General features: G+C 63.6%; 21 protein-coding genes. 8 read left to right on the top strand and 13 right to left on the bottom strand.

Going from position 1 to position 22074, the window contains the following annotated elements:
- Positions 1 to 187 precede the first annotated feature (187 nt).
- The 4 genes from ugpB to CXR43_RS15850 all read left to right on the top strand — a co-directional run bounded on the left by ugpB (position 188) and on the right by CXR43_RS15850 (position 4364).
- Positions 188 to 1486, top strand: coding sequence for a sn-glycerol-3-phosphate ABC transporter substrate-binding protein UgpB (gene ugpB / locus CXR43_RS15865; protein WP_168219859.1), 1299 nt, complete (start codon positions 188 to 190; stop codon positions 1484 to 1486).
- A 75-nt stretch (positions 1487 to 1561) separates the two neighbouring features.
- On the top strand, positions 1562 to 2443 hold the full coding sequence (gene ugpA / locus CXR43_RS15860; protein ID WP_103335700.1) for a sn-glycerol-3-phosphate ABC transporter permease UgpA: 882 nt from the start codon (positions 1562 to 1564) through the stop codon (positions 2441 to 2443).
- 58 nt (positions 2444 to 2501) lie between these two features.
- Complete coding sequence (gene ugpE, locus CXR43_RS15855; RefSeq protein WP_435530816.1) at positions 2502 to 3305, top strand: sn-glycerol-3-phosphate ABC transporter permease UgpE; 804 nt, start codon at positions 2502 to 2504, stop codon at positions 3303 to 3305.
- Positions 3306 to 4364: a sn-glycerol-3-phosphate import ATP-binding protein UgpC gene (locus CXR43_RS15850; RefSeq protein WP_103335694.1), complete on the top strand. Its 1059-nt coding sequence runs from the start codon at positions 3306 to 3308 to the stop codon at positions 4362 to 4364.
- A gap of 37 nt (positions 4365 to 4401) precedes the next feature.
- Here CXR43_RS15850 and CXR43_RS15845 read toward each other — a convergent pair whose 3' ends face one another.
- Entirely contained in the window at positions 4402 to 5388 is a 987-nt protein-coding gene (locus tag CXR43_RS15845) for an EamA family transporter (protein ID WP_246831425.1), read from the bottom strand.
- Positions 5389 to 5482: 94 nt separating this feature from the next.
- On the opposite strand from CXR43_RS15845, the gene CXR43_RS15840 reads away from it, so the two are divergent.
- Complete coding sequence (locus CXR43_RS15840) at positions 5483 to 6043, top strand: helix-turn-helix domain-containing protein (protein ID WP_103335688.1); 561 nt, start codon at positions 5483 to 5485, stop codon at positions 6041 to 6043.
- Positions 6044 to 6048: 5 nt separating this feature from the next.
- Here CXR43_RS15840 and CXR43_RS15835 read toward each other — a convergent pair whose 3' ends face one another.
- The 10 genes from CXR43_RS15835 to CXR43_RS15790 all read right to left on the bottom strand — a co-directional run bounded on the left by CXR43_RS15835 (position 6049) and on the right by CXR43_RS15790 (position 16993).
- Entirely contained in the window at positions 6049 to 7398 is a 1350-nt protein-coding gene (locus CXR43_RS15835; protein WP_103335686.1) for an MATE family efflux transporter, read from the bottom strand.
- Positions 7399 to 7451: 53 nt separating this feature from the next.
- Positions 7452 to 8534, bottom strand: coding sequence for an ABC transporter ATP-binding protein (locus CXR43_RS15830; RefSeq protein ID WP_103335683.1), 1083 nt, complete (start codon positions 8532 to 8534; stop codon positions 7452 to 7454).
- A complete protein-coding gene (locus tag CXR43_RS15825) occupies positions 8527 to 9321 on the bottom strand; it encodes an ABC transporter permease (protein ID WP_103335680.1) in 795 nt (264 codons plus the stop codon). The genes CXR43_RS15830 and CXR43_RS15825 overlap by 8 nt, the downstream gene beginning before the upstream one ends.
- A complete protein-coding gene (locus CXR43_RS15820; RefSeq protein WP_103335677.1) occupies positions 9318 to 10289 on the bottom strand; it encodes an ABC transporter permease in 972 nt (323 codons plus the stop codon). Before CXR43_RS15820 ends, CXR43_RS15825 begins: the two co-directional genes overlap by 4 nt.
- A gap of 95 nt (positions 10290 to 10384) precedes the next feature.
- Positions 10385 to 11494, bottom strand: a complete 1110-nt coding sequence (locus CXR43_RS15815; protein WP_103335675.1) for an ABC transporter substrate-binding protein — start codon at positions 11492 to 11494, stop codon at positions 10385 to 10387.
- Between the two features lie 61 nt (positions 11495 to 11555).
- Positions 11556 to 12674 (bottom strand): NAD/NADP octopine/nopaline dehydrogenase family protein, encoded by a 1119-nt coding sequence (locus CXR43_RS15810; protein ID WP_103335673.1) that lies wholly within the window; start codon positions 12672 to 12674, stop codon positions 11556 to 11558.
- 18 nt (positions 12675 to 12692) lie between these two features.
- Positions 12693 to 13277 (bottom strand): peroxidase-related enzyme, encoded by a 585-nt coding sequence (locus CXR43_RS15805; RefSeq protein WP_103335670.1) that lies wholly within the window; start codon positions 13275 to 13277, stop codon positions 12693 to 12695.
- The gene (locus tag CXR43_RS15800; protein ID WP_103335904.1) at positions 13274 to 13765 is read right to left on the bottom strand and encodes a CMD domain-containing protein; all 492 of its coding nucleotides are present in this window, start codon (positions 13763 to 13765) and stop codon (positions 13274 to 13276) included. The genes CXR43_RS15805 and CXR43_RS15800 overlap by 4 nt, the downstream gene beginning before the upstream one ends.
- A 13-nt stretch (positions 13766 to 13778) precedes the next feature.
- A complete protein-coding gene (locus tag CXR43_RS15795; protein WP_103335668.1) occupies positions 13779 to 15257 on the bottom strand; it encodes an NAD(P)-binding domain-containing protein in 1479 nt (492 codons plus the stop codon).
- Positions 15258 to 15547: 290 nt separating this feature from the next.
- Positions 15548 to 16993 carry an aminotransferase class V-fold PLP-dependent enzyme gene (locus CXR43_RS15790; RefSeq protein ID WP_103335665.1) on the bottom strand — a complete coding sequence of 482 codons (1446 nt, stop codon included), beginning with the start codon at positions 16991 to 16993 and terminating at the stop codon, positions 15548 to 15550.
- Between the two features lie 105 nt (positions 16994 to 17098).
- On the opposite strand from CXR43_RS15790, the gene CXR43_RS15785 reads away from it, so the two are divergent.
- The gene (locus CXR43_RS15785; protein WP_246831424.1) at positions 17099 to 17569 is read left to right on the top strand and encodes an Lrp/AsnC family transcriptional regulator; all 471 of its coding nucleotides are present in this window, start codon (positions 17099 to 17101) and stop codon (positions 17567 to 17569) included.
- A 3-nt stretch (positions 17570 to 17572) separates the two neighbouring features.
- Here the strand turns inward: CXR43_RS15785 and tdh are convergent, their stop codons facing one another.
- Both tdh and CXR43_RS15775 read right to left on the bottom strand, forming a co-directional pair.
- A complete protein-coding gene (gene tdh / locus CXR43_RS15780) occupies positions 17573 to 18598 on the bottom strand; it encodes an L-threonine 3-dehydrogenase (RefSeq protein ID WP_103335901.1) in 1026 nt (341 codons plus the stop codon).
- 11 nt (positions 18599 to 18609) lie between these two features.
- Entirely contained in the window at positions 18610 to 19797 is a 1188-nt protein-coding gene (locus tag CXR43_RS15775; protein WP_103335659.1) for a glycine C-acetyltransferase, read from the bottom strand.
- Positions 19798 to 20286: 489 nt separating this feature from the next.
- Here CXR43_RS15775 and CXR43_RS15770 point away from each other — a divergent pair, with 489 nt between their 5' ends.
- Both CXR43_RS15770 and CXR43_RS15765 read left to right on the top strand, forming a co-directional pair.
- Positions 20287 to 21888, top strand: coding sequence for an OpgD/OpgG family glucan biosynthesis protein (locus CXR43_RS15770; protein WP_210402109.1), 1602 nt, complete (start codon positions 20287 to 20289; stop codon positions 21886 to 21888).
- Positions 21885 to 22073 (top strand): hypothetical protein, encoded by a 189-nt coding sequence (locus tag CXR43_RS15765; RefSeq protein ID WP_146036537.1) that lies wholly within the window; start codon positions 21885 to 21887, stop codon positions 22071 to 22073. Before CXR43_RS15770 ends, CXR43_RS15765 begins: the two co-directional genes overlap by 4 nt.
- The last annotated feature ends 1 nt before the right edge of the window (position 22074 follow it).

Below are 22074 nucleotides of genomic sequence, written 5' to 3'. Positions count from 1 at the left end.
GCCCGCGCCTGGCCCGAAGCCGGCCTTTGCGGCGGGCAAAACCGCATCATGACGGTTCACAATTGACTTGCCGGTAAAAAATTGGCCTTTGTAACAGGTGAAGGGGTGCCGGGGAGGCCGATTGTTACATGGATGACATGTCTTTCGGGAATAGGTGCCCAGTCAGCAAATCCCTAGGAGGAAGACAATGATGAAAACCGTGAACCTGTGGGCCCTTGGCCTGATCGCGCTGCCGATGTCGGCGCAGGCGCAGACCGAGATTTCGTGGTGGCATGCGATGACCGGTGCCAACTCCGAAGTGGTCGAGAAAATTGCTTCCGATTTCAACGCCAGCCAATCCGAATACAAGGTAATGCCCGTGTTCAAGGGCACCTATCCTGAAACGCTGAACGCCGGGATCGCCGCGTTCCGCGCAGGGCAGGCCCCGGACATCATTCAGGTGTTCGACGTGGGCACCGGCGTGATGATGGGCGCGCAGGGGGCCATCAAGCCGGTGGCCGAAGTGCTGAGCGAGGCAGGTTTCGAATTTGACAAGAGCCAGTATCTGCCGGGCATCGTGGGCTATTATTCCAGCCCCGAAGGCGAAATGCTGTCCTTCCCCTACAACTCGTCCTCGCCGATCCTGTATTACAACAAGGATATCTTCGAGAAGGCCGGGCTGGACGTGAATACCCCGCCGACCACCTGGGCCGAAGTCTGGGCCGCTGCGCGCCAGATCAAGGAAAGCGGCGCTGCCACCTGTGGCTATACCTCGACCTGGCTGACCTGGATCCACACCGAAAACTTTGCCGCCTGGAACAACCTGTCCTGGGCCAGCAACGAAAACGGTCTGGCCGGCAACCCGGAACTGGCGATCAACGCACCGAATTTCGTCAACCACTTCCAGACCCTGGCCGATCTGGCGAAAGAGGGCGTGTTCGTCTATGGCGGCCGCACCTCGGAAGCCAAGCAGAACTTCACCTCGGGTGAGTGCGGCATCCTGACCGAAAGCTCGGGCGGGCTGGGCGATATCGTCAAGTCGGGCATGAACTATGGCATCGGCCAGCTGCCGTATGACGACACGGCCGAAGGCGCGCCGCAGAACACCACGCCGGGCGGTGCCTCGCTCTGGGTGATGGGCGGCAAGTCGGACGAAGTGTACAAAGGTGTCGGCACCTTCTTCAACTACCTGTCGCAGACCGAAGTGCAGCAGTATCTGCACGAACAGTCGGGCTATCTGCCGGTGACTCTGGCCGCCTATGAGGCCACCAAGGCCTCGGGCTTCTATGAAACCAACCCGGCCCGTGAAGTGCCGATCCTGCAGATGTCGGGCAAGGCCCCGACGGCGAATTCGAAAGGCGTGCGCGCCCCGAACCTGCCGCAGCTGCGCGACATCCAGAACGAAGAGTATGAGAACATGCTGTCGGGTCAGCAGACTGCTGAACAGGCGCTGAACAACGCGGTCGAGCGCGGCAATGCCGCGATCCGCGAGGCAACCGGCGGCTAAGTCAGCCACCCCCGGGCGCGCATCGGCCCCCCGCCGATGCGCGCCTTTGTTTTTTTCGCAACGCAAGGACTATGGATGCGGCGCACCGTCTTTCCGCACAAGTTGCTGCCCTGGCTTTTGCTGGCACCGCAACTGGCGATCACCCTGATCTTTTTCTATTGGCCTGCCGCGCAAGCCTTTCGCCAGTCTGTGCTGCGCGAAGACCCGTTCGGGCTGTCGTCTCAATTCGTGGGGCTGGCGAACTTCCGCAAGGTTCTGAACGATCCGGCCTATCTGAATGCCCTGCAGGTCACGGTGGTGTTTTCGGTGCTCGTCGCCTTCTTTGCGCTGGGGATCGCGCTGTTTCTGGCGGTTCAGGCCGAAAAGATCATCCGGGGCAAGGGATTGTACCGCACCATGATGATCTGGCCCTATGCGGTGGCCCCGGCGATTGCGGGCATGCTGTGGCTGTTCATGTTCAACCCGTCCTTTGGCACATTGGCCTGGCCCTTGCGCCAGTTGGGCATCAACTGGAACCCGCTGCTGGATGGTGAGCAGGCGATGGCGCTGGTGGTGGCGGCGGCGACCTGGAAGCAGATCAGCTATAATTTCCTGTTCTTTGTGGCGGGGTTGCAGGCGATTCCGAAATCCTTGCTGGAGGCGGCGGCGATTGATGGCGCAAGCCGCAGGCATGCGTTCTGGACCATCGTGTTTCCGCTGCTGGCCCCTACCACATTCTTCCTTCTGGTGGTGAACACGGTCTATGCGCTGTTTGATACCTTCGGGATCATCCATGCGGTGACCGGCGGCGGACCCGGCAGATCGACCGAAACGCTGGTCTACAAGGTTTACAACGACGGGTTCGTCAACCTGATCATGGGCGATTCTGCCGCTCAATCGGTGATCCTGATGGTGATCGTGATCGCGCTGACCGCCTTCCAGTTCCGGTTCATCGAAAAGCGGGTGCATTATGGATAATGGAACGCACAGCCCGCTGGCGGCGCGGGGCGCGGCGCGGACGATCGCGCATCTGTGGATGATCCTTGGCGTGATCATCGTGGCCTTTCCGGTCTATTATGTCTTCATCGCCTCGACCCATTCGGTGCAGACGATCCTGCGCCCGCCCCTGCCATTGTTGCCGGGGGCAGAAGGGTACGAAAACTACCGCGCCGCGTTTTCCGGCGAGATCGACCGGATCGGCGGGGTCAGCCTGTGGCGGCTCTTGGGCAATACCACGCTGATTGCGGTGGGGATTGCGGTGGGCAAGATCGTGATTTCGATGGCCTCGGCCTATGCCATCGTGTTCTTCAAGTTCCCGTTCCGCATGGCCTGTTTCTGGCTGATCTTCATCACCCTGATGTTGCCGGTGGAGGTGCGGATTCAGCCGACCTACAAGGTGATGGTGGATCTGGGGTTGATCGACACCTATGCCGGTCTGATCCTGCCCCTGATCGCCTCGGCCACGGCGACGCTGTTGTTCCGGCAGTTCTTCATGACGATTCCTGATGAATTGCTGGAGGCGGCACGGGTGGATGGTGCCGGACCCTGGCGGTTCTTCAAGGACATTTTGTGGCCCCTGTCGCTGACCAATGTGGCGGCGATCTTCGTGATCCAGTTCATCTATGGCTGGACGCAATACCTGTGGCCGCTGCTGGTGACCAATTCGAATGAAATGAACACGATCGTCATCGCGCTGAAGAAGATGGTTTCTTTTGCCGATGCCGATACCCCCTGGAACCTCGTCATGGTGACTTCGGTGCTGGCCATTCTGCCGCCGATCCTTGTGGTCGTGCTGATGCAGCGCTGGTTCGTGAAGGGCCTTGTCGAGACGGAGAAGTAAATGGCACATATCCAACTGAACGACCTGCGCAAAAGCTATGCCGGGCAAGAGGTGATCCATGGGATCACGATGGACATTTCCAACGGCGAATTCGTGGTGATCGTCGGGCCTTCGGGCTGCGGCAAATCCACGTTGCTGCGGATGGTGGCGGGGCTGGAGGGGATCAGCGCCGGCACGATTTCCATCGGCGACCGGGTGGTGAATGATCTGGAACCGCGCGAGCGCGACATCGCGATGGTGTTCCAGAACTATGCGCTGTACCCGCATATGAGCGTGCGCGAGAACATGGCGTACGGGTTGAAGATCGCCAAGATGCCGGTGGCCGAGATTGACGCCCGCGTGGCGAAGGCGGCGACCATGCTGGAGCTGGAGCCATATCTGGACCGCAAGCCGCGCGCGCTGTCGGGCGGGCAGCGGCAGCGGGTGGCGATGGGGCGCGCGCTGGTGCGCGAACCGGCGGCGTTTTTGCTCGATGAGCCGCTGTCGAACCTGGATGCCAAGCTGCGGGTGCAGATGCGCTTGCAGATCAAGGAGTTGCATCAGCGGACCGGGCAGACCACGCTCTATGTGACGCATGATCAGGTGGAGGCGATGACGCTGGCCGACCGGCTGATCGTGATGAACAAGGGGGTGGCCGAACAGATCGCAACCCCGCATGAGGTGTATACCAACCCGGCCAGCGAGTTTGTGGCGGGGTTCATCGGATCGCCCGCGATGAATATCTTTACCGTGCGGGCCGAGGCCGGGGTGGCGGTGCTGCCCGGCGGTCAGCGCCTGCCCTTGCCGGGGCTGCCCGCCAGCGGCGAGGTCCGGCTGGGGTTGCGGCCCGAGGATATGGTGTTGGTGGAGGCGGGAACGCCAGCGATTCCGGTGGTGCTGAAGTCGGTGGAATGGCTGGGGGCGGATGCCTTTGGCTATGGCGTCATCGAGGGGTCAGAGGTTCTGATGACGCTGCGCCTGCCGGGCAACACGGTGGCCAAACGTGGCGACCGGCTGCATGTGGCGGCGGCCGAGGGGCGCATCCATCTGTTTTCGCCCGCGACCGGCAAGCGGTTGTAACCGCTTGGGACAGGGGCGGCGGCAGGGCCGCCCCGTCCTAACCAGTGCCGAGCACCAGAAAGATCACCGAGACCGAGACCAGCAGCAGACCCGCCACCTCGCGCCCGCCCAGTTTTTCGCGGAACCAGAGGGTGGAGAACAGCAGGGTAAAGATCACCTCGACCTGCCCCAGCGCGCGAACGTAAGCCGCGTTTTGCAGGGAAAACGCGGCGAACCAGCCCAGCGAGCCCAGAAGGCCGGTGAGGCCCACCGGCATCGTGCGGCGCCAGCCGTGCAACACGCGGGCCATTTCGCCGGGTTCGCGCAAGGCGAGCCAGAGCGCCATGATGACCGACTGGAACACCGTGGCCGTCGCCAAGGCCAAGAGCGCGCGCAGCAGGAACGGGGCCGGTTCCAGCGACAGGGTGGCCCCGCGATAGCAGATGGCCGCCACCGCAAACAGCGCGCCCGCTGCAAGGCCGAAGGCGACGGGGCGGCCTTCAAAGGCGGCCGCGCGCGGAAAGGACAGGCAGACCAGCCCGGCAAAGCCGACAGCGATGGCAAGCGCGGCCCCCAGCGATACCATCTCGCCCAGAATAAGCGCCGAGGCGACCGCGGCCTGCAACACTTCGGTCTTGGTAAAGGCGATGCCGGTGGCAAAACTGCGCATTCCCATCAGCCGGACGGTCAGTTCGGTGGCGATGATCTGCGCGATGCCGCCCATGACCACATAGCCAAAGAAGACCGCGCCGGGCATGGGCAGAGAGACGCCGGAGGACAGGTAAAGTGCATAGGCCGCTGCCGTGGCCAGCGGGGCGGCAAACAGGAACCGGGCAAAGGTGGCCCCGCCCGGGGAAAGCCCGGTCGACCCCAGTGCCTTTTGCAAGGCGAACCGCAGGGTTTGCGTGAGGGCGGCAAAAACCGTGAAGACGATCCAGAGTTCCATCACGGGTGTGATGCCATGGCCAAGACCCGAAGACCAGACTCCGCGCCGGCAAAAGCAGCCTGCCGGCTGACCCGGCGTTTCCGGCACGGCCTGCGACACTTAAAATGTTGCCATGCAAGCGGTATTGGGTCACGATTCACAGGGTGCGCCCGTCGGTCCGGCATGGCGTCTTGGCCCAAGTCAGAGATCATTTATGAACCCGCGTTCGGAAATTCACGCCCGTCTTGCCGCCTCTTTGAAGGAGGCGCGGACGGCCAAAGGGTTGAGCCTTGATGCCGTGGCGCGGCTGTCGGGGGTCAGCCGGTCCATGGTCAGCCAGATTGAACGCGGCGAGAGCAGCCCGACGGTGGCGACGCTGTGGAACCTGACGCAGGCCTTGCAGGTGGATTTCGCCGGTCTGCTGGAGGCGCGGGAAACCCCAAGGATCGAGGTGATCCGGGCCGAGGCGGCCCCGGTGATCGGCGGGCGCGGCCTTGGGGTCAGCATCCGCATCCTGTCGCCTGCCGAAGCGGTGGGGGTGCATGAGGTGTATGACCTGACCTTTGCGGAAGGCGGCAAGCTGATCAGCGACCCGCATGGGCCGGGCTGCCGGGAGCATCTGACCCTGCTGGACGGCATGATCGCGGTCACCTCGGGGGAGGAAAGCCAGCAGTTGGGCACCGGCGACACGGCGCGCTATTTCGCCGACCGCCCGCACCGGATTGAGGCACTGGCCGGACCGGCGCGGGCCATCCTGATCGTGCAGAACAGCTAGCGGCGTCATGCGGCTTGCGGCAGGCGGGCCTTGGCCTCGACCTGCGGGTAGCTGCGCGCCATCAGCAGGGTGCGGGCCAAGCTCATCACGATCAGCCCCAGCCACAGGGCGTGATTGCCGATCAGCGGCAGGCCGATCAGGATGGTGGCCAGATAGAAGATGAGCGAGAGGAACATCACGTTGCGCATCTGGCGCGACATGGTGGCCCCGATGAAGATGCCGTCAAAGATGAAGCTGCCGAAACTGGCCAGCGGCATGATCCAGACCCAAGGCAGATAGCGCATCGCCTCGGCCTGCACCTCGGGGGCGGTGGTCATCAGGGCGATGAGTTGCGGGCCGCCGAACAGGGCTGCGGTGGTGAGAACAAGGCTGCCGCCCAGCGCCCATTTGCCGGACAGGATGGCCGCGCGGCGCAACGGGCCGACAGAGCGCGCCCCCACGGCCTGACCCACCAGCGCCTCGGCCGAAAAGGCGAAGGCGTCGAGCATATAGGAAAACAGGTGCAGGAATTGCAGCAGCACCTGATTGGCGGCAAGGTTCACATCGCCCTGCCCCGCCGAGAGAAACACGAAAGAGGTGTAGCTGGCCTGCAGCAGGACCGAGCGCAGCACCAGATCGGCATTCATCGACATGGTGCGTTTGAGCGCCACGCGTTCGGAAATCTCGGCCCAGCGCGAGCGCAGGGCGGGGACAAAGGCGGCGCGGCACAGCCAGAGGGCCATGGCAAAACCGGCCCATTCGCCGATGAGGGTGGCCGTGGCCACCCCCGCCACCCCAAGGCCCAGCACGATGACGAAGAGCACGTCGAGCGCAATGTTGATGGCGTTGATCCAGAGTTGCAGCATCAGCACCGCGCGTGCCTTTTCCAGCGCGATCAGCCAGCCGGTCATGGCATAGAGCGCGATGGTGGCGGGGGCCCCCCAGATGCGGATTGACACATAGGTGCGGGCCAGATCCTCCACCTCGTCCGAGGCGGGCGACAGGGCGAAGGCCCCGACCAGGACCGGAATGTGCAAGAGGATCATCCCCGCGCCGCACAGCGCCGCGATCAGCAGGGCACGGTGCAGCACAAGCGCGGTTTCACGCGGCTGGCCCCGGCCATGCGCCTGCGCGGTCAGGCCAGAGGTGCCCATGCGCAGGAAGGTGAACAGCATGTAGATGGTGGACAGGATGATGCCGCCCAGACCCACGGCCCCGATGGGGGCGGCGGCCCCCATCTGCCCGACCACCGCCGTATCGACCAGACCCAGCAGCGGGATCGTGGCATTGGACACAAGGATGGGCAGCGCGATGTTCAGAACCCGGCGATGGGTGATCGCGGAGGCGGTGATCTCTGGCCGGGCAAGGTTTGTCATGATGGTGTCCGGCGTGACGCGGGCGGTTGTGCCCGGTCACGCCCCGCTGGGGGTCAATCGGCCAGAAGGGTCAGGCTGGAGGCGTTCCAGCCCAGCCAGACCGGACCATCGGCCAGATCGCGGCCCCGGTCGGTATCGGTATAGGCCTGCACCACCGTATCGCCCACCGCCACATCCAGCAGCATCCGGTGGCCCTTGAACAGCCGGTTAACCACCTGGCCCTGCACCGCATTTTCGGTGGTGGGGCGGTCCCGCTGTACCTGAATGCGCTCGGGGCGCAGGGAAGCGGTGACGGCCCCCTGGGCCGGGGCCGTCTTGCCCACTGTCGCGGCGGCGCGCAGCTGATGGCCCTGCCAATCGAACCCGGCAGCGCCCTGATCGCCCGGCAAGGCCCGGCCCGACAGCAGGTTGGTCTCGCCGATGAATTCGGCGACAAAGCGGCTTGCGGGCTGGAAATACAGCTCTTCGGGCGTGCCATCCTGTTCGATGCGGCCCTTGTTCATCACCACGATGCGGTCTGACATTGTCAGCGCCTCTTCCTGATCATGGGTGACGAAGAAGAAGGTCTTGTTGGTGCGGCGCTGGATCGCCTTCAGCTCGACCTGCACCTGCGCGCGCAGTTTGGCATCAAGGGCACCAAGGGGTTCGTCGAGCAACAAAAGCGCCGGATCGGGGGCCAGCGCGCGGGCAAGGGCCACACGCTGGCGCTGGCCGCCCGACAGCTGATCGGGGCGCCGGTCAAGATAGGCGGTGAGTTCGAGGAACGACGCCAGCTCGTCAATCCGGGCCTTGATCGCCTGTTGGCCCATACCCTTGAGCTCCAGCCCGAAGGCGATGTTGCGGCGCACGGTCATGTTGGGAAACAGGGCGTAATCCTGAAACACCATGTTCACATTGCGCTTGTTGGGCGGCAGGGCGGTGACATCCTGTCCGTTCAGGATGACACGCCCGGTATCGGGCTTCTCAAACCCGCCAAGAATACGCAGCGTCGTGGATTTGCCGCAGCCTGAGGGGCCGAGGAAGGTGACGAATTCGCCGCTGGCGATGTTCAGGTTCATCTCGTGCAGCGCGGTGAAGCTGCCGAAGGATTTGGTGACCCCTTCGATCCGGACGATCGGGTCTTTTGCATCAGTCATTTGCGGCCCTCTTCTTCATTCCGCGCATCGACCGTTCGGCCCAGAGGCCGAGCACAGCGGTAAGCACCAGAACGACTGTGGAAATTGCGTTGATTTCGGGAGACATGCCAGAGCGGAGCTTGGCAAAGATCAGCACCGGCAGGGTGGGTTCATAGCCGCCGAGGAAGAAGGAGCGGACGAAGTCGTCAAAGCTCAGGAGCAGGCAGAAGATGCCGCCGCCGATCATGGCCGGGGTGAGGTAGGGCAGTGTCACCCGGAAGAAGGTGATGATCGGATCGGCGCCCAGATCCTGCGCGGCCTCGCCATAGCTTTTGGGCAGGGTGGACAGGCGGGCCATCACGACCAGCACCACGAAGGGCACGTTGTGGATGGCATGCGACCAGATGATCGCCCACATGCCCGGCTCCAGCCCCACCAGCCGCGCCGCAATGCGGAAGGCGATGGCCGAGATGACACCGGGGATCACGGCGGGGAGAAGGGTGAGGCCAAGAAGGATCGCCCGGCCCCAGAAGCTGCGGCCCGTCAGGGCGACCGCGATCCATGTGCCCATGAACAGGGCAATGGCCGTGGACAGGACGCCGATGATCGCCGAGTAGCCCATGGCGTTGAGCACCTGGCTGTCCTGAAACACCGCCAGATACCAATCCAGTGTCACATCGCGGATCGGGAAGCCGATGAACTTTGAATCCTTGAAGCCCATGAGCATCATCAGGGCGAGCGGGATCAGCAGATAGAGGACAAAGGCCCAGTAAATGCATTGCATCAGGATGCGGGTGTTGCGGGTCATTGCTTTACCCTCCCGGCCAGATGGGCCATCAGTTTCGTGAACGCTCCGGTCAGCAGCAATGCGGTCACCAGCATGATGACGGCAAAGGCTGCACCCACCGGCCATTGGTCACCGGCGACATGGAAGAACCCGGCAATGACCTCGGAAAACAGCGTGGTGCTGGGGCCGCCCAGCAGGACCGGCGTGGCATAGACCCCGGTCGAGATCAGGAACACGAGCGTACAGCCCGACGAGACGCCTTCGAGCGACAAGGGCAGGGTGATGCGGCGGAACCGCGTCCATGGCCCGGCGCCCAGATCGGCAGCGGCCTCGAACAGGCTGGGGGGGATTTTCTCGAGCGCGGAATAGAGCGGCATCAGCATGTAGAGCGCGGTCAGGTAGATGATCCCGGCGCTGAGCGAAAAGCCGGTGTACATGAAGGGGATCGGCCGTTCGGTCAGGCCCAGCCATTGCAGCGCAAGGTTCAGCGCGCCGTTGTTGCCCAGCAGGATCATCATGGCGAAGATCCGGACAATCTCTCCCACCCAGAACGGGATGAGAAGCAGCATCAGGAACATCATCTGCCGGTCGCGCCGGACATGGCGGGCCAGAAAATAGGCCACCGGATAGATGATGATGAGGGTGGTCAGGGTCAGCACGGATGAAAAGATCAGCGTGCGCAGGAAGGGCTGGATGAAGATGCTGTCGGTGAAGAACTTGCCGTAATGTTCCAGCGTATAGGTCGGCACATTGTTCGGCCCGGGCGGGTAATTGGTGAGCAGGCTGACATTGATCATCTGCAGGATCGGCCCCAGATGGGTCAGCAGAACCCAGATCACCGGAACGATCAGCAGGATCGCAAACTGTCGCCGCGGAGAGGCCAGCAGCACATCGGTGAGGGCAGCATAGGGACCGGAGCCGCTGAGCCGGCCCCAGAAGCCGGGGCGGTCTGCCGGGCCGGAGGCGGGGCGCGTGTTGGAAAGGGTCATGGGCAAATGCCTTGCGGGGGCCTGAGCGGGACGTCAGGCGGCTGCGGCAGGGAAGACCGGGGCTGGTGGCACCACAGGTGCCACCAGCTTTCGGATCAGGCGGCCTTGATCTGTTCGACCGCCGGATCCATCAGGCGGTATTTCAGATCATTGGCTTCGGCGCGGAAGAATTGCAGGCCGGCCAGCTGTTCTTCGGGGAAGGAGGTGGCCTTGCGCTCGATTTCGGTCAGGTGCTGTTCCACGTCCTTGTAGGTCGAGATGAAGCCCGAGCTGCGGCTGAGATTGGCGCCGATTTCCGGGCTGGACAGCAGGGCATTCAGGAACAGATAGGCATTGTCGGCATTGGGCGCGCCCTTGGCAATGTTGAAGGTGTAGACAAAGCCGTAGCTGCCTTCCTTCGGAATGGTCATCGCCACCGGGAAGCCATCGGTGATCAGCGTGGCGATCGGGCCGTTCCAGGCATGGGCCAGCACGATGTCCTGATTGACGAACATCTGCTGCACCTCGGCGCCGCCGTCGTAGTATTTGCGGACGTGTGGCTTTTGCTCGATCAGGAAATCGCGCATTTCCGTCATGATGCGGGCGGCCTCGGCCTCGTCGTTCAGGTATTCGATCATGTTGCCGTCATAGCCGCGTGCCAGCATCAGCACCGACATCATGTCTTGCAGGATATAGGCGGTCTGCTGGCTGTATTTATCCGAGAACAGGGTGTCCCAGCTCTGGGCTTCCTCGGCGCTGACGACCTCGGTGTTATAGGCCAGAACCTCGGCCCCCGACAGGATGGGCGCGCCCCATTTTTCGCCGTTGATCGTGCCCCAGTCGCTTTCGGAAAACACCGGGTTGATGTTGCCCCAGTTGGACAGGCGGCCCGTGTCCATCGGCGCCAGCAGGTCGGAATCGATGAACTGCAGGTAGCGGTGGCCGGCGACGGTGAGGATATCGACGGTGGGGTTTGGCTGTTCGGCGGCCAGCAGGTTGAACTGCTTGCCCTGGTCGTCAACCAGACGGATGTTGACCTTGATGCCGGTTTCCGACTCGAACTGGGCCTTGAAATCATCGGGAACAAAGTTGTTGTAGGTCCAGATGTTCACCTCGCCGCCGGTCTGCGCCATGCCGTGGCGCAGATAGGCCGGGCTGGCAAGGGCGGCGGCACCCAGGGCGGTGCCGTGCAGAAAGCGGCGGCGGTTCAGATGCAGTTTGGTCATGGGACTATCCTCTTGTCTGTTGGGGTCAGGCTTTCGGTGGCAGTCTTGTTTTGCGGCGGGTTCAACTGCCCGTCTTGTTGTCTGGCAGCGCGGGTCCGTCGTGACAGGCCTGGCGCAGCTGATCAAGGGTCATGCGGTCCAGCCCGATGGCGGTCAGGAGCGTATTCTCGGCCAGAAAATCGCGGCCATAGAGGGCGGAAAACAGATCGACCCCGGCCTGATGCAGCACCGCCGGATGGCCCGCCATCTGCCCCAGTGCCGCCGTGACGGCAAGGCCGTAGGGCACATCTTCGGTGACATAGCGGCTGTCGGCGGTGGCCGGGCCCTGCCCGCCGATGCCCTTGGCATGCAGCTCGGCGTTCATGTCAGCGATGGAGGCAATGGGGACATGATAGGACAGGTGGTAATGTTCAAAGATGGTGCGCACCTTCAGCCCCAGGGCCGTGGCAATCGCGACACGCTCGGCATCAAGCGCTTCCATCAACCGCCCGACATTGGGGGTGACATTGCCGCCCTGGCTCCAGGTTTCGCCATGTTCCATCCGGGTCATGTTGCACAGGGCGATGCCCATGTGGTTCTGCGGGTTGAGGTTGGACAAGGCAATGGCCAGCAGATCATCGCGCGCTACAAACCGGTCGCCGAACAACGCCTGACAGAGCGCCAGACCGTCGGCGGATTGCGCGACGGGAACGGTGGCCGCGTCGATTTTGGAGCGGATGGTGTTGACAGAAACGGTGGCGAGATCAGGCTGGCGCGCGGTGGCCAGCGTGGTACCCCAGACGGTGACCGGCAGGCGGACGCCGCGGCTGGCCAGACGTTGCAGCAGATAAAGCGCGCCGAAGGAGGCGTGCGAGCTGATGATCACCGGCTGGTCCTGTCGCAGGTGCGGGGCCAGCGCATCAAGCACCGCCTTGTGCCCATAGCCGGGCAGCGCCAGCATCACCACATCGGCTGCGGCCACCAGATCCTGCGCCGATGCGGCGACCTTGGGGTGGAACGTGCCTTCCAGCGCGCCCTTTGCGATCAGCGGCGCGCCCGCCGCCAGACGGGCCGTGCTTTTGCCGGAAGGCGACCACAGGATGACCCGATGGCCGGCCTGTTCCAGACAGGCTGCGGTGGCAAAGGCCACGGCGCCGGCACCGGCTATGCCTACGGTCAGGCTGTCAGATGTTGCAGTCATGTCTTGCCTTTCGGTCTGTCAGGAGGTCTTGCGGACCGGATCGCCCAGAATGTGCATCAGCCGGTTTGCCCAGCCGAACAGCGCGGAGGACAAAATCAGGTCGAGGATTTCCCCGTCATCAAGGCCAGCGGCACGCAGGGCCTCGACATCGGCGGCGCTGGCGCTGTGCGGGGTGCGGGCCAGGTTCATCCCGAAGGTCAGGATGGCGCGGTCACGCGGGCCAAGGTCGGCATTTTCGCCCATGGCAAACAGCTTGTCGGTCACGGTCTTGTCTTTGGACAGCTGGGCATGGCGGTCAGCGTGCACGGCGGCGCAATAGATGCAGTGGTTCACGATCGACGCGGCCAGCGCCCCCAATTCCCGCTCGGCCCGGCTGAGGCCACCCTTGCCATACATGATGGCGTTGAACAGCGGCGAGCGCACTTTCAGCGTTTCCACATCATGCGCCAGCACCAGCACATAATCGGAGACCTTGGTGTTCGAGGGCGTGACCTGAAGCGCGTCCAACTGGTCCTGCGTGGCGTCAGTCAGTTTGACCGGAACGACGCGCGGGCGCCATTCGGGGACGTTGCGGGTGAAGCGGCGGATGATCTCGTCGGTCATTGCGGCACCCCCGCCAGCAGACGCAAGCCCGCAATCACCCGCAGCTGATAGGCCAGAAAGGCGTTGAGTTCGGCCAGACGCACGATATCGGCGTCAGAGATCCCGGCGGATTGCAGTGCTGCCACATCGGCCGCCACGATGTCGCGCGGATGGGTGCTGACCGCATCGGTGAAGGCCAGCATGGCCTGCACCCGCGGATCATCTGCCGCGCTGCCGGGGTCGGTCACGGCAAGGAGTGCAGCGTCTGTCACCCCAGCGGCGTAGCGGGAAGCCTGTTCCGGTTCGGCGTGCAACGCGGCGATCCGTGCAGCAAGCGCGTGGCGCAGGTCATGCGACAGCCCGCCCGGATCGACCGGGGTCAGCACCGCCACTTCGGCGGCCTCGGTCTTTTCAAAGATGTCGCGGCGGTTTTCGACCTCGGCCGCCAGCGCGGACCCGGGGCGCGGCCGGACGCTGGCAATAACGCTGCTTTGGAGGGTGTCTGTCATGTCCATATGCTCCTCACGCCACAGAGGCCGCGGCGGGCGCGGGCAGGTCGGACGCCTGCCATTCATCGCCACGCAGTTCGGGGATGGCGTAATCCTGCAACGCCTGCCAGTGATGGCCGATATCTTCGAGGTACAGTTTGCGGGCCATTTCGCGGCCCAGCCATTCGCCCCCGATGGACACCGCCGGAATATCGCCGCTGGTCTTGCCCAGGCTGACGGTGGAGCCGTAGTTGAAGCAATAGACATTGCCGATCCACGGGGCCTCGCCCGGCACTTTCTCGCGGAAGGTGAAATCGGGGTTCAGATAGGGGAACAGGCCCAGATCGCGCGACTCTTCGCCCTTTGGCGGGGTATAGACATCGCGCCAGAGCTGGATGGCATCGGCGGCAGCGCCAAATTCGCTGCGCGACAGCGGGTCGACCGTGAAGCCGGTGCCAAGGATCAGGAAATCGGTTTCCAGCCTTGTGCCATCGGCAAAGCCGATCTCCAGCGCCGCGGCGTCGCGCCGCACCGAGGCCACGGGTTTGCCGAAGTGGAAATAGGCGTTGGGATGGCGGCTGACGCGCAGGGTTGACCCGCGCGGCGGCGGGGTCTGGGTGGCAAAGGAATAGTTCATGAAGCGCCAGCGCCATGCGTCATCCATTCCCGCGAAACCGCAGGTGAAGCCATAGCTGCCGATCCCCATGAACTTGTTGACCGTCGGCATTTTGGGGCGGCGGATCAGGTGGCGCACCTCTGCGGCCCCTGCCTCCAGCGCCTCGGCGGCATTGTCGATGGCCGAGGCCCCGACGCCGACCACGGCGACGCGCTTGCCGCGCAGGGCGGCAAAGTCGATCGGGTCTGACGAATGCGCCCAGAAGGCCCGGTCCAGCCCGGTCACAAAAGCAGGGATCTGCGGGGCGCCGGTGCCATCGCGCCCGGTGGCCATGACCAGTTTGCGGGTCAGGATGGTGCTCTGGCCTGCGCCGCTGACATGCAGGCGCAGAAGGCCAGCTTCGGGCTCCACCCGGGTCAGCGCCACGCCGTTTTCAACCGGCACCTGCATCACGCGGCGATACCATGACAGGTAATCCATCCACATCGGACGCGGGATCTTGTCCAGCGCATCCCAGGCCGCCTGCCCGTATTGTGCCCGATACCAGGCCTGAAAGGTCAGGGACGGCAGGCCGGAGGCCGGGCCGGTCAGGGTTTTGGGGGATCGCAGCGTTTCCATGCGGGCATAGGTGACCCATGGCCCCTCGCGCCCTTGCGGATTGCGGTCGATGATCCGCACATTGCGGATGCCCGCACGCGACAGGGCCAGCCATGCCACCAGCCCGCACATGCCGCCGCCCACGATCACGGCATCCACCACGGCCTCGCCGTCCTGTTCCCGCGGCGGCACCCAGTTGGCGGGGGGATAGCACAGATCCTGCAGATCACGCGCCAGCCGCGTCTCAAGCTGTGCCAAACCCGATGAATGGGCCGATAGGGGCGGTTCAGGTGCAGTCATCTTGAAACCTCTGGCCGGTTGCCGTTGGAGCACAGCCGCAGGGCCGGGACGGCACCGTGCTGCGCAGCTTTGATCTGTCCCCACCGGGCAGAGCCGGGTGGCTGGGGAAGATCGTCTGACCGGGGGATTGCCCCCCGGGATGAGTGACGGTTCTGACCCATTGCGACAGGTGTCTCCGATAGGGCGGCATCCAGTATTACGGATTCAGTGTTGTCATAGCGGATTACCATGTCAAGAATTCTTTACCAGAATATCACTTAATTCACGATCCGGCGCGCGATGCGGCCTGGTCATGCCGAAGCTGCCTCTGGGATAGGCGAAAATATGGCACTCGCAGAATCGCACTGATATTGCCGCGACAGATCTGCGGCGATGACTGACAGGTCGGAGACGCTGTCCAGAATGGTCTGCACCTTATCGTCCGCCATCAGCGGTGACAAGTTGAGACGGACAAAGCCCGGCTTCTGACGCTCATCGCCCGACAGGATCGCCTGGCGCAGACGGGCCGATGCCGCCGCATCGATCCCAAGCAGGCGGTGCACATAAGGCCCGGCACAGGCGCAGCCCCCCCGGGCCTGAACGCCGTACAGATCAGACAGCAGCCGGGTGATCAGCTGATGATGCACAAAGCCGCCCTGCCCGTCCTTGATCCGGAAGGAAAAGATCGGCAGGCGGTTGCGGTCCGTGGGGCCGAGCAGGGCAAGACGCGGTTGGCCCTGCCATGCGGCATTGGCGCGTTGCACCAGCACCGCGTTGCGCCGCGCCATCTGGGCCGTGCCGATGCACTCCTTGACCATGAAGGCCAGCGCGGCCCGCAGATCGCCGGTCACGTTGGGAGTGCCGGCCTCTTCGCGCGCCTCGATCCGCTGACTGTAATCATGCGCGCCGGGCGAGACAAAGCGCACCGTGCCGCCGCCGGGCCAGCTGGGGCGTTCCGTGACCACGGCGTCACGGCGCAGGATCAGCACGCCAGATGCCCCCGGCCCGCCGATGAATTTATGCGGGGATATGACGATGGCATCGATCTCGGCATCGGGCGCCGGTGACATGGCAATCGGCAGATAGGGGCCGCCGCCGGCGTAATCCCAGACCATGCGCGCACCTGCCGCCCGGACCTGACGGGTCAGCGCGGTCACATCCGCCACCTCGCCGGTGATGTTGGACGCGGCAGAGAAGGCGCAGATCACCCGCGCCCCCTTGGGTGCCGAAGCCAGCACCTGTGCCAGTTCGGTTCGGTCGGGGCCGCCCATCGGGTCTTCGCCCAGCTCTATGACCTCGGCCCCCGACTCGCGCCAGGGCAGCAGGTTGGAATGATGCTCATAAGGCCCGACGATCACCCGGCAACCGGGGCCTGCGCCCAGCAGCGCCACCAGACGGTTGATGCCCGCCGTGGCCCCCGATCCGCAGAACACCACCGCATGGTCCGGCCCTGCCCCGCAAGAGCGTGCAATGATGGCGCGGGCGGCGCGGCGCATCTGCGTCATCCGCGCGCCACAGAACGAGGCTTCGGTATGGCTGTTGGCGTACCAGGGCAGCACGTGATCCATCATGAAGGTTTCCACCTGACGCAGGGCGCGGCCCGACGCGGTGTAATCGGCATAGATCAGCGGCTTGGGACCAAAGGGGCCATCAAGCAGCGCGCCCTCCCCGATCAGCCCGGCCCGCAGCGCGGCCAGCGGATCTGCCCCCTGTAAGGCAGCGCGGAATGGCAAGAACAGATCAGTGGCATTGGTCACGGGGCAGCACTCCTTGGTCTTTCCCCACGATAGATCGGTTTCGGGCGATCATATGCCGCGATATTTCGGTGGAAATCCAAAATATCAGATCATATGATCCGAGATATGAAAAATATGGATATATTTGATCTGCGCATCCTGACCACGATGCAACGTGATTCGTCGCTGTCGCAGCGCCAGATTGCCGATCAGGTGGGCCTGTCGCAGAATGCGTGCTGGCGGCGGATTCAGGCATTGCAGGCCGCTGGCATCTTGGCGGGCGCGCAGGCGCGGGTGGATCTTGCAGCGCTGGGCCTGGATCTGACGGTGTTCGTGATGATCCGCACCCGGCACCATGCGCGCGATTGGGTGGACCGCTTTTCGCGCCATGTGCAAAGCCTGCCCGAGGTGATCGATTTCAACCGGATCGGCGGCGAATGGGATTATTTGCTGAAGATCGTCACCCCCGGCATGGCGGGGTATGACCGGTTTTATCAGCGGCTGATCGACGGGTTTGAATTCGACAAGGTGACGGGTCTGTTCTCGATGGAACAGATCTTTGAAAACCGCCCGGCCGATCTGAACCGGCTGTTGTAGCGGTCAGCCCCAGTCGAGCACGACCTTGCCGCTGGACCCTGCGCGCATCACCTCGAACCCGTCGCGGAACTGGTCGACAGGAAAGCGGTGGGTGATCACCTTGCGGATATCGAGGCCGTTCTCCAGCATGGCGATCATCTTGTACCAGGTCTCGAAAATCTCACGCCCGTAGACGCCTTTGAGCGTGATGGCCTTGAAGACGATCCGGCTCCAGTCCACCGGGGATTTGCCGGGGGGGATGCCCAGCATGGCAATGCGACCGCCCATGACGAGGTTTTCGATCATCTGATCAAGCGCCGCCTGATTGCCCGACATTTCCATGCCGACATCGAAACCCTGCTTCATCTTCAGCCGGGTTTCCACCTCGCGCAGATCCTGGGTCATGACGTTGACCGGCACGACATCGGCCACCTGTGCGGCCAGATCCAGCCGGTCTTGGTTGACATCGGTGATCACCACATGGCGCGCGCCGACATGGCGGGCGACGGCGGCGGCCATGATGCCGATGGGGCCGGCCCCGGTGATCAGCACATCCTCGCCCACCAGATCAAAGGACAGCGCGGTATGAACGGCATTGCCCAGCGGGTCGAGGATGGCGCCGATGTCATCGTCAATCTCATCCGGCAGCGGCACCACGTTGAAGGCGGGCAGCGCCAGATATTGCGCGAAGGCCCCCTGTTCATTGACCCCGATGCCGCGGGTGGCAGGGTCGAGGTGGAACTTGCCCGCGCGCGACTGGCGCGACTGGTTGGAGATCAGATGCCCCTCGCCGGAACAACGCTGACCGATGGCAAGGCCGGTGACATTGCGGCCCAGTTCCACAATCTCGCCCGCGAATTCATGGCCGGTGACCAGACCCAGCGGCACGGTGCGCGCGGCCCAGTCGTCCCAGTTCCAGATATGGATGTCGGTTCCGCAGATGCCGGTCTTGCGGATGCGGATCAGCACCTCATCGGGGCCGATGTCCGGCACCGGGCGCTGCTCCATCCACAATCCGGTTTCGGGTTTGGTCTTGGCCAGGGCCTTCATGTCGTTGCGCATCAGATGACCCCTGTGGCTTTGCCTGCGGCACGGAATTGATCGAGGCCGAAATCCAGATCGGCGCGGGTCAATGCGGCGTTCATCTGGGTTCGGATACGCGCCTGACCCTTCGGCACCACCGGAAAGAAGAAGCCCGAGACATAGACCCCCCGGTCATAAAGGGCCGTTGCCATGGCCTGCGCCAGGGTGGCTTCGCCCAGCATGACCGGGATGATGGGGTGTTCGCCGGGCAGAAGGGTGAATCCGGCGTCGGAGAGGCCCGCGCGCCAGTAGGCCGCATTGTCGAAGAGTTGGGCGCGCAGATCATCTGCCGCCTCGACCAGATCAAGCGCCGCCAGACCCGCGGCCACGATGGCCGGGGGCAGCGCATTGGAAAACAGATAGGGCCGGGCGCGTTGGCGCAACAGGTCCACCACCGCCTGCGGCCCGGCGATATAGCCGCCCAGCGCGCCGCCCAGCGCCTTGCCCAGCGTGCCGGTCAGGATATCGACGCTGACGCCGTGATGCGCCGGCGTGCCCCGGCCCTGCGGCCCCATGAAACCGGTGGCGTGGCAATCATCGACCATGGTCAGCGCGCCATATGTTTCGGCCAGAGCGGTGATGGCGGGCAGGTTCGCCAGATAGCCATCCATCGAGAACACGCCATCGGTGGCGATCAGGATATGGCGCGCACCATCGGCGCGGGCAGCCTGCAACTGTGCCTCCAGATCCGCCATGTCGGAATTGGCGTAGCGATAGCGCTTTGCCTTGCACAGCCGAATGCCATCGATGATCGAGGCATGGTTCAAGGCATCCGAGATCACCGCGTCCTCGGGGCCAAGCAAGGGCTCGAACAGCCCGCCATTGGCGTCAAAACAGGCGGCAAACAGGATGGAGTCGTCCATGCCAAGGAACTGCGCGATCCGCTGTTCCAGCTGGCGGTGCAGATCCTGGGTGCCGCAGATAAAGCGGACAGAGGCCATGCCGAAGCCCTGATCGTCCAGCGCGCGATGGGCGGCGGCGATCAGCGCGGGGTCATTGGCCAACCCCAGATAGTTGTTGGCGCACAGGTTGAGCAGCGACCGCTCTGCCACGGTGACATGGGCCGATTGCGGCGAGGACATGATGCGCTCACGCTTGAACAGGCCCTGTGCCTCGATCCCGGCGAGGGTCTGGTCCAGATGCTGCAGAAAGTCGGTGCGCGACATCGGTCTCTCCTGATTTTGGTGCTGCGGATGGTGAGCCTGACGGTGCCTTATGTCAACATAAAAGAATATCATCCGTAATCACGGAAATTCTGCGCGGCGGTGCTTGGGTATGACGACAATTCCAGATGCGACCGGCGATTCGCAAACGGCTTGGGGCACGGCACGCGCTTTGCGCCGGTGGTCGGTCTGCCGCTGATCGCACCGCCAGCATACCTGTTTTGGCCGCAAACGCCTTGGTCATTCGGCGGAAAGCAGCCAGATGTCGCAGAATATTTTATGCGACGCCGCGTGGACCATTGACGCGCGCGGGTCCGATACCCCATCTGCGCCACTGATGAAGACCGGGGGCTTTTGGGGGCAGTTCGGGAAAATGCTTTGCAGACGCAGCATGGCAGACATGCGTGGCGCACATAGCAGTCAGTCTGGCGCGCCCCCTGATAACCTGAGAACTTCATTAAGTTTTCACCGAATCGACGTGCGGGAGCCAAAATGCCGGATATGCCGGGACAGCCAGATATGATGCCGCGACGCTCTTTCCTTGGGCTCCTTGGGACGGCGGCCTTGCTGCAATGCAGCACTGCGCTTGTGACCGTCGGTCATGCCCAGACGCCGCCGCCCGCCGAGGCTGCCGGTGTGCCGTTTGATTTCGACCGCCTGACCGAAGAAATGCGCAGCCTGGCTGCCGAGCCGCATGCCCCGGCAGAGCGCGCGAGCGGCTTCTTCAGCGACTTCAGCTATGATGATTATCAGGCTGTGCAGTTCAATCCGGAACAGGCGCGCTGGTCAGGCACCGATGCGGGCTTTCACGTGCATGCCTTTCATCTTGGCTGGCTGTTTGCCGAACCGGTGAGGCTGTTCGAGGTTGAGGGCGGCGTGGCGCGCCCGATGGTGTTCACCACCGATGATTTCCGCTATTACGACCGGATCAGCGACCGGGTGCCGCCGCACGAGCCGCTGCCGGGTGTGGCCGGCTTTCGGCTGAATGCGCCATTGAACCGCGCCGACCTGTTCGACGAGGTTGTGGCGTTTCTGGGTGCCAGCTATTTCCGCGCCGTTGGCCGGGATACTGGCTATGGCCTGTCGGCGCGCGGGCTGGCGATCAACACCGGGCTGGGCAAGCCCGAGGAATTCCCCCGCTTTTCGCGCTTCTGGCTGGAGCGGCCCGCCGCCTTCTCGCGGGATGTGGTGGTTCATGCCGCGCTGGAAAGCGAAAGCTGCACCGGAGCGTACCGCTTTGTGATCCGTCCCGGCACCGATACGGTGATGGACGTGACGGCCCGTCTGTTCTTCCGGACAGAGGTGGATCAGATCGGCATTGCGCCGCTGACCTCGATGTATCTGTTTTCGGAGAAAAGCCGCACCGATTTTGACGATTTCCGCCCCGCCGTGCATGACAGCGACGGGCTGGCCATTCACCGCCGCGACGGCGACCGCAACTGGCGCCCGCTGAACAACCCCAGCCGCTTGTCGGATTCGTGGTTTGTCGAGGAAAGCCCGCTGGCTTTTGGCCTGATGCAGCGGGACCGGGATTTTGAGAATTATCAGGACGCGGTCTCGCATTATGAACGCCGGCCCTCGTTGCTGGTGGAACCCATGGGCGAATGGGGCAAGGGTGCTGTGCGTCTGGTGGAAATCCCGACACCGCTGGAGGTCAACGACAATATCGTGGCGTTCTGGGTGCCCGAGGCTCCGCCCGTGCCCGGCGAAATGCTGGAATTCGGCTATCGCCTGCATTGGGGCGCCTTGCCGGTCGACCCGGCGTCGGATCTGGCTTTCGTCAAGAAAACGCGCGCAGGGATCGGCGGGGTCTCAGGTGTGGAAAATACCGATGGCAGCCGGAAGTTCGTGGTCGATTTCGCCGGAGGCCTGTTGTCGCGTCTGCCTTCGGATGCCGAGGTTGACGCGGTGGTGACCATCGCCGGCGGTGAAATTATAGTCAAAACGCTGTCAAAGATTGAAAATAATGCAGTCTGGCGGTTGGTCGTGGATGTGAAGGCCGATCAGGGAGCCACAGTGGAACTTGTGGCGCATGTGGCGGGTTACGGACGCAAGCTGACAGAAAATTGGCTCTATCAATGGATGAGCGTATGATTATGGCACCCCTTGCCGTGGCAGAAACACACCCCGACGATGGGATCGACCCGGATGGCCTGCTGCCTCCCGTGGCCCCTTTGGCGATGCCAAAGCAAATCCTGACCCGCGAGGCCGGGCCGCTGTGGCGTGGGCTTGGCATGGTCCTGGCCCTGCTGCGCCGGGATATGGGCCGCGTGGGCTAAG

Origin of the sequence: Pseudotabrizicola formosa (genome assembly GCF_002900965.1) — a bacterium.
GTDB classification, from domain to species: domain Bacteria; phylum Pseudomonadota; class Alphaproteobacteria; order Rhodobacterales; family Rhodobacteraceae; genus Pseudotabrizicola; species Pseudotabrizicola formosa.
Note: the sequence above shows the minus strand (reverse complement) of the source record. Positions and strands in the feature narration are given on the sequence as shown.

Coding starts and splice junctions, on each gene's coding strand:
- ugpA (WP_103335700.1), top strand. CDS start 1,562: ATGCGGCGCACCGTCTTTCCGCACAAGTTGCTGCCCTGGCTTTTGCTG.
- CXR43_RS15840 (WP_103335688.1), top strand. CDS start 5,483: ATGAACCCGCGTTCGGAAATTCACGCCCGTCTTGCCGCCTCTTTGAAG.
- ugpE (WP_435530816.1), top strand. CDS start 2,502: ATGATCCTTGGCGTGATCATCGTGGCCTTTCCGGTCTATTATGTCTTC.
- CXR43_RS15800 (WP_103335904.1), bottom strand. CDS start 13,765: ATGACAGACACCCTCCAAAGCAGCGTTATTGCCAGCGTCCGGCCGCGC.
- CXR43_RS15770 (WP_210402109.1), top strand. CDS start 20,287: ATGCCGGATATGCCGGGACAGCCAGATATGATGCCGCGACGCTCTTTC.
- CXR43_RS15830 (WP_103335683.1), bottom strand. CDS start 8,534: ATGACTGATGCAAAAGACCCGATCGTCCGGATCGAAGGGGTCACCAAA.
- CXR43_RS15805 (WP_103335670.1), bottom strand. CDS start 13,277: ATGACCGACGAGATCATCCGCCGCTTCACCCGCAACGTCCCCGAATGG.
- tdh (WP_103335901.1), bottom strand. CDS start 18,598: ATGAAGGCCCTGGCCAAGACCAAACCCGAAACCGGATTGTGGATGGAG.
- CXR43_RS15850 (WP_103335694.1), top strand. CDS start 3,306: ATGGCACATATCCAACTGAACGACCTGCGCAAAAGCTATGCCGGGCAA.
- CXR43_RS15820 (WP_103335677.1), bottom strand. CDS start 10,289: ATGACCCTTTCCAACACGCGCCCCGCCTCCGGCCCGGCAGACCGCCCC.
- ugpB (WP_168219859.1), top strand. CDS start 188: ATGATGAAAACCGTGAACCTGTGGGCCCTTGGCCTGATCGCGCTGCCG.
- CXR43_RS15785 (WP_246831424.1), top strand. CDS start 17,099: ATGAAAAATATGGATATATTTGATCTGCGCATCCTGACCACGATGCAA.
- CXR43_RS15810 (WP_103335673.1), bottom strand. CDS start 12,674: ATGACTGCAACATCTGACAGCCTGACCGTAGGCATAGCCGGTGCCGGC.
- CXR43_RS15775 (WP_103335659.1), bottom strand. CDS start 19,797: ATGTCGCGCACCGACTTTCTGCAGCATCTGGACCAGACCCTCGCCGGG.
- CXR43_RS15825 (WP_103335680.1), bottom strand. CDS start 9,321: ATGACCCGCAACACCCGCATCCTGATGCAATGCATTTACTGGGCCTTT.
- CXR43_RS15765 (WP_146036537.1), top strand. CDS start 21,885: ATGATTATGGCACCCCTTGCCGTGGCAGAAACACACCCCGACGATGGG.
- CXR43_RS15815 (WP_103335675.1), bottom strand. CDS start 11,494: ATGACCAAACTGCATCTGAACCGCCGCCGCTTTCTGCACGGCACCGCC.
- CXR43_RS15835 (WP_103335686.1), bottom strand. CDS start 7,398: ATGACAAACCTTGCCCGGCCAGAGATCACCGCCTCCGCGATCACCCAT.
- CXR43_RS15795 (WP_103335668.1), bottom strand. CDS start 15,257: ATGACTGCACCTGAACCGCCCCTATCGGCCCATTCATCGGGTTTGGCA.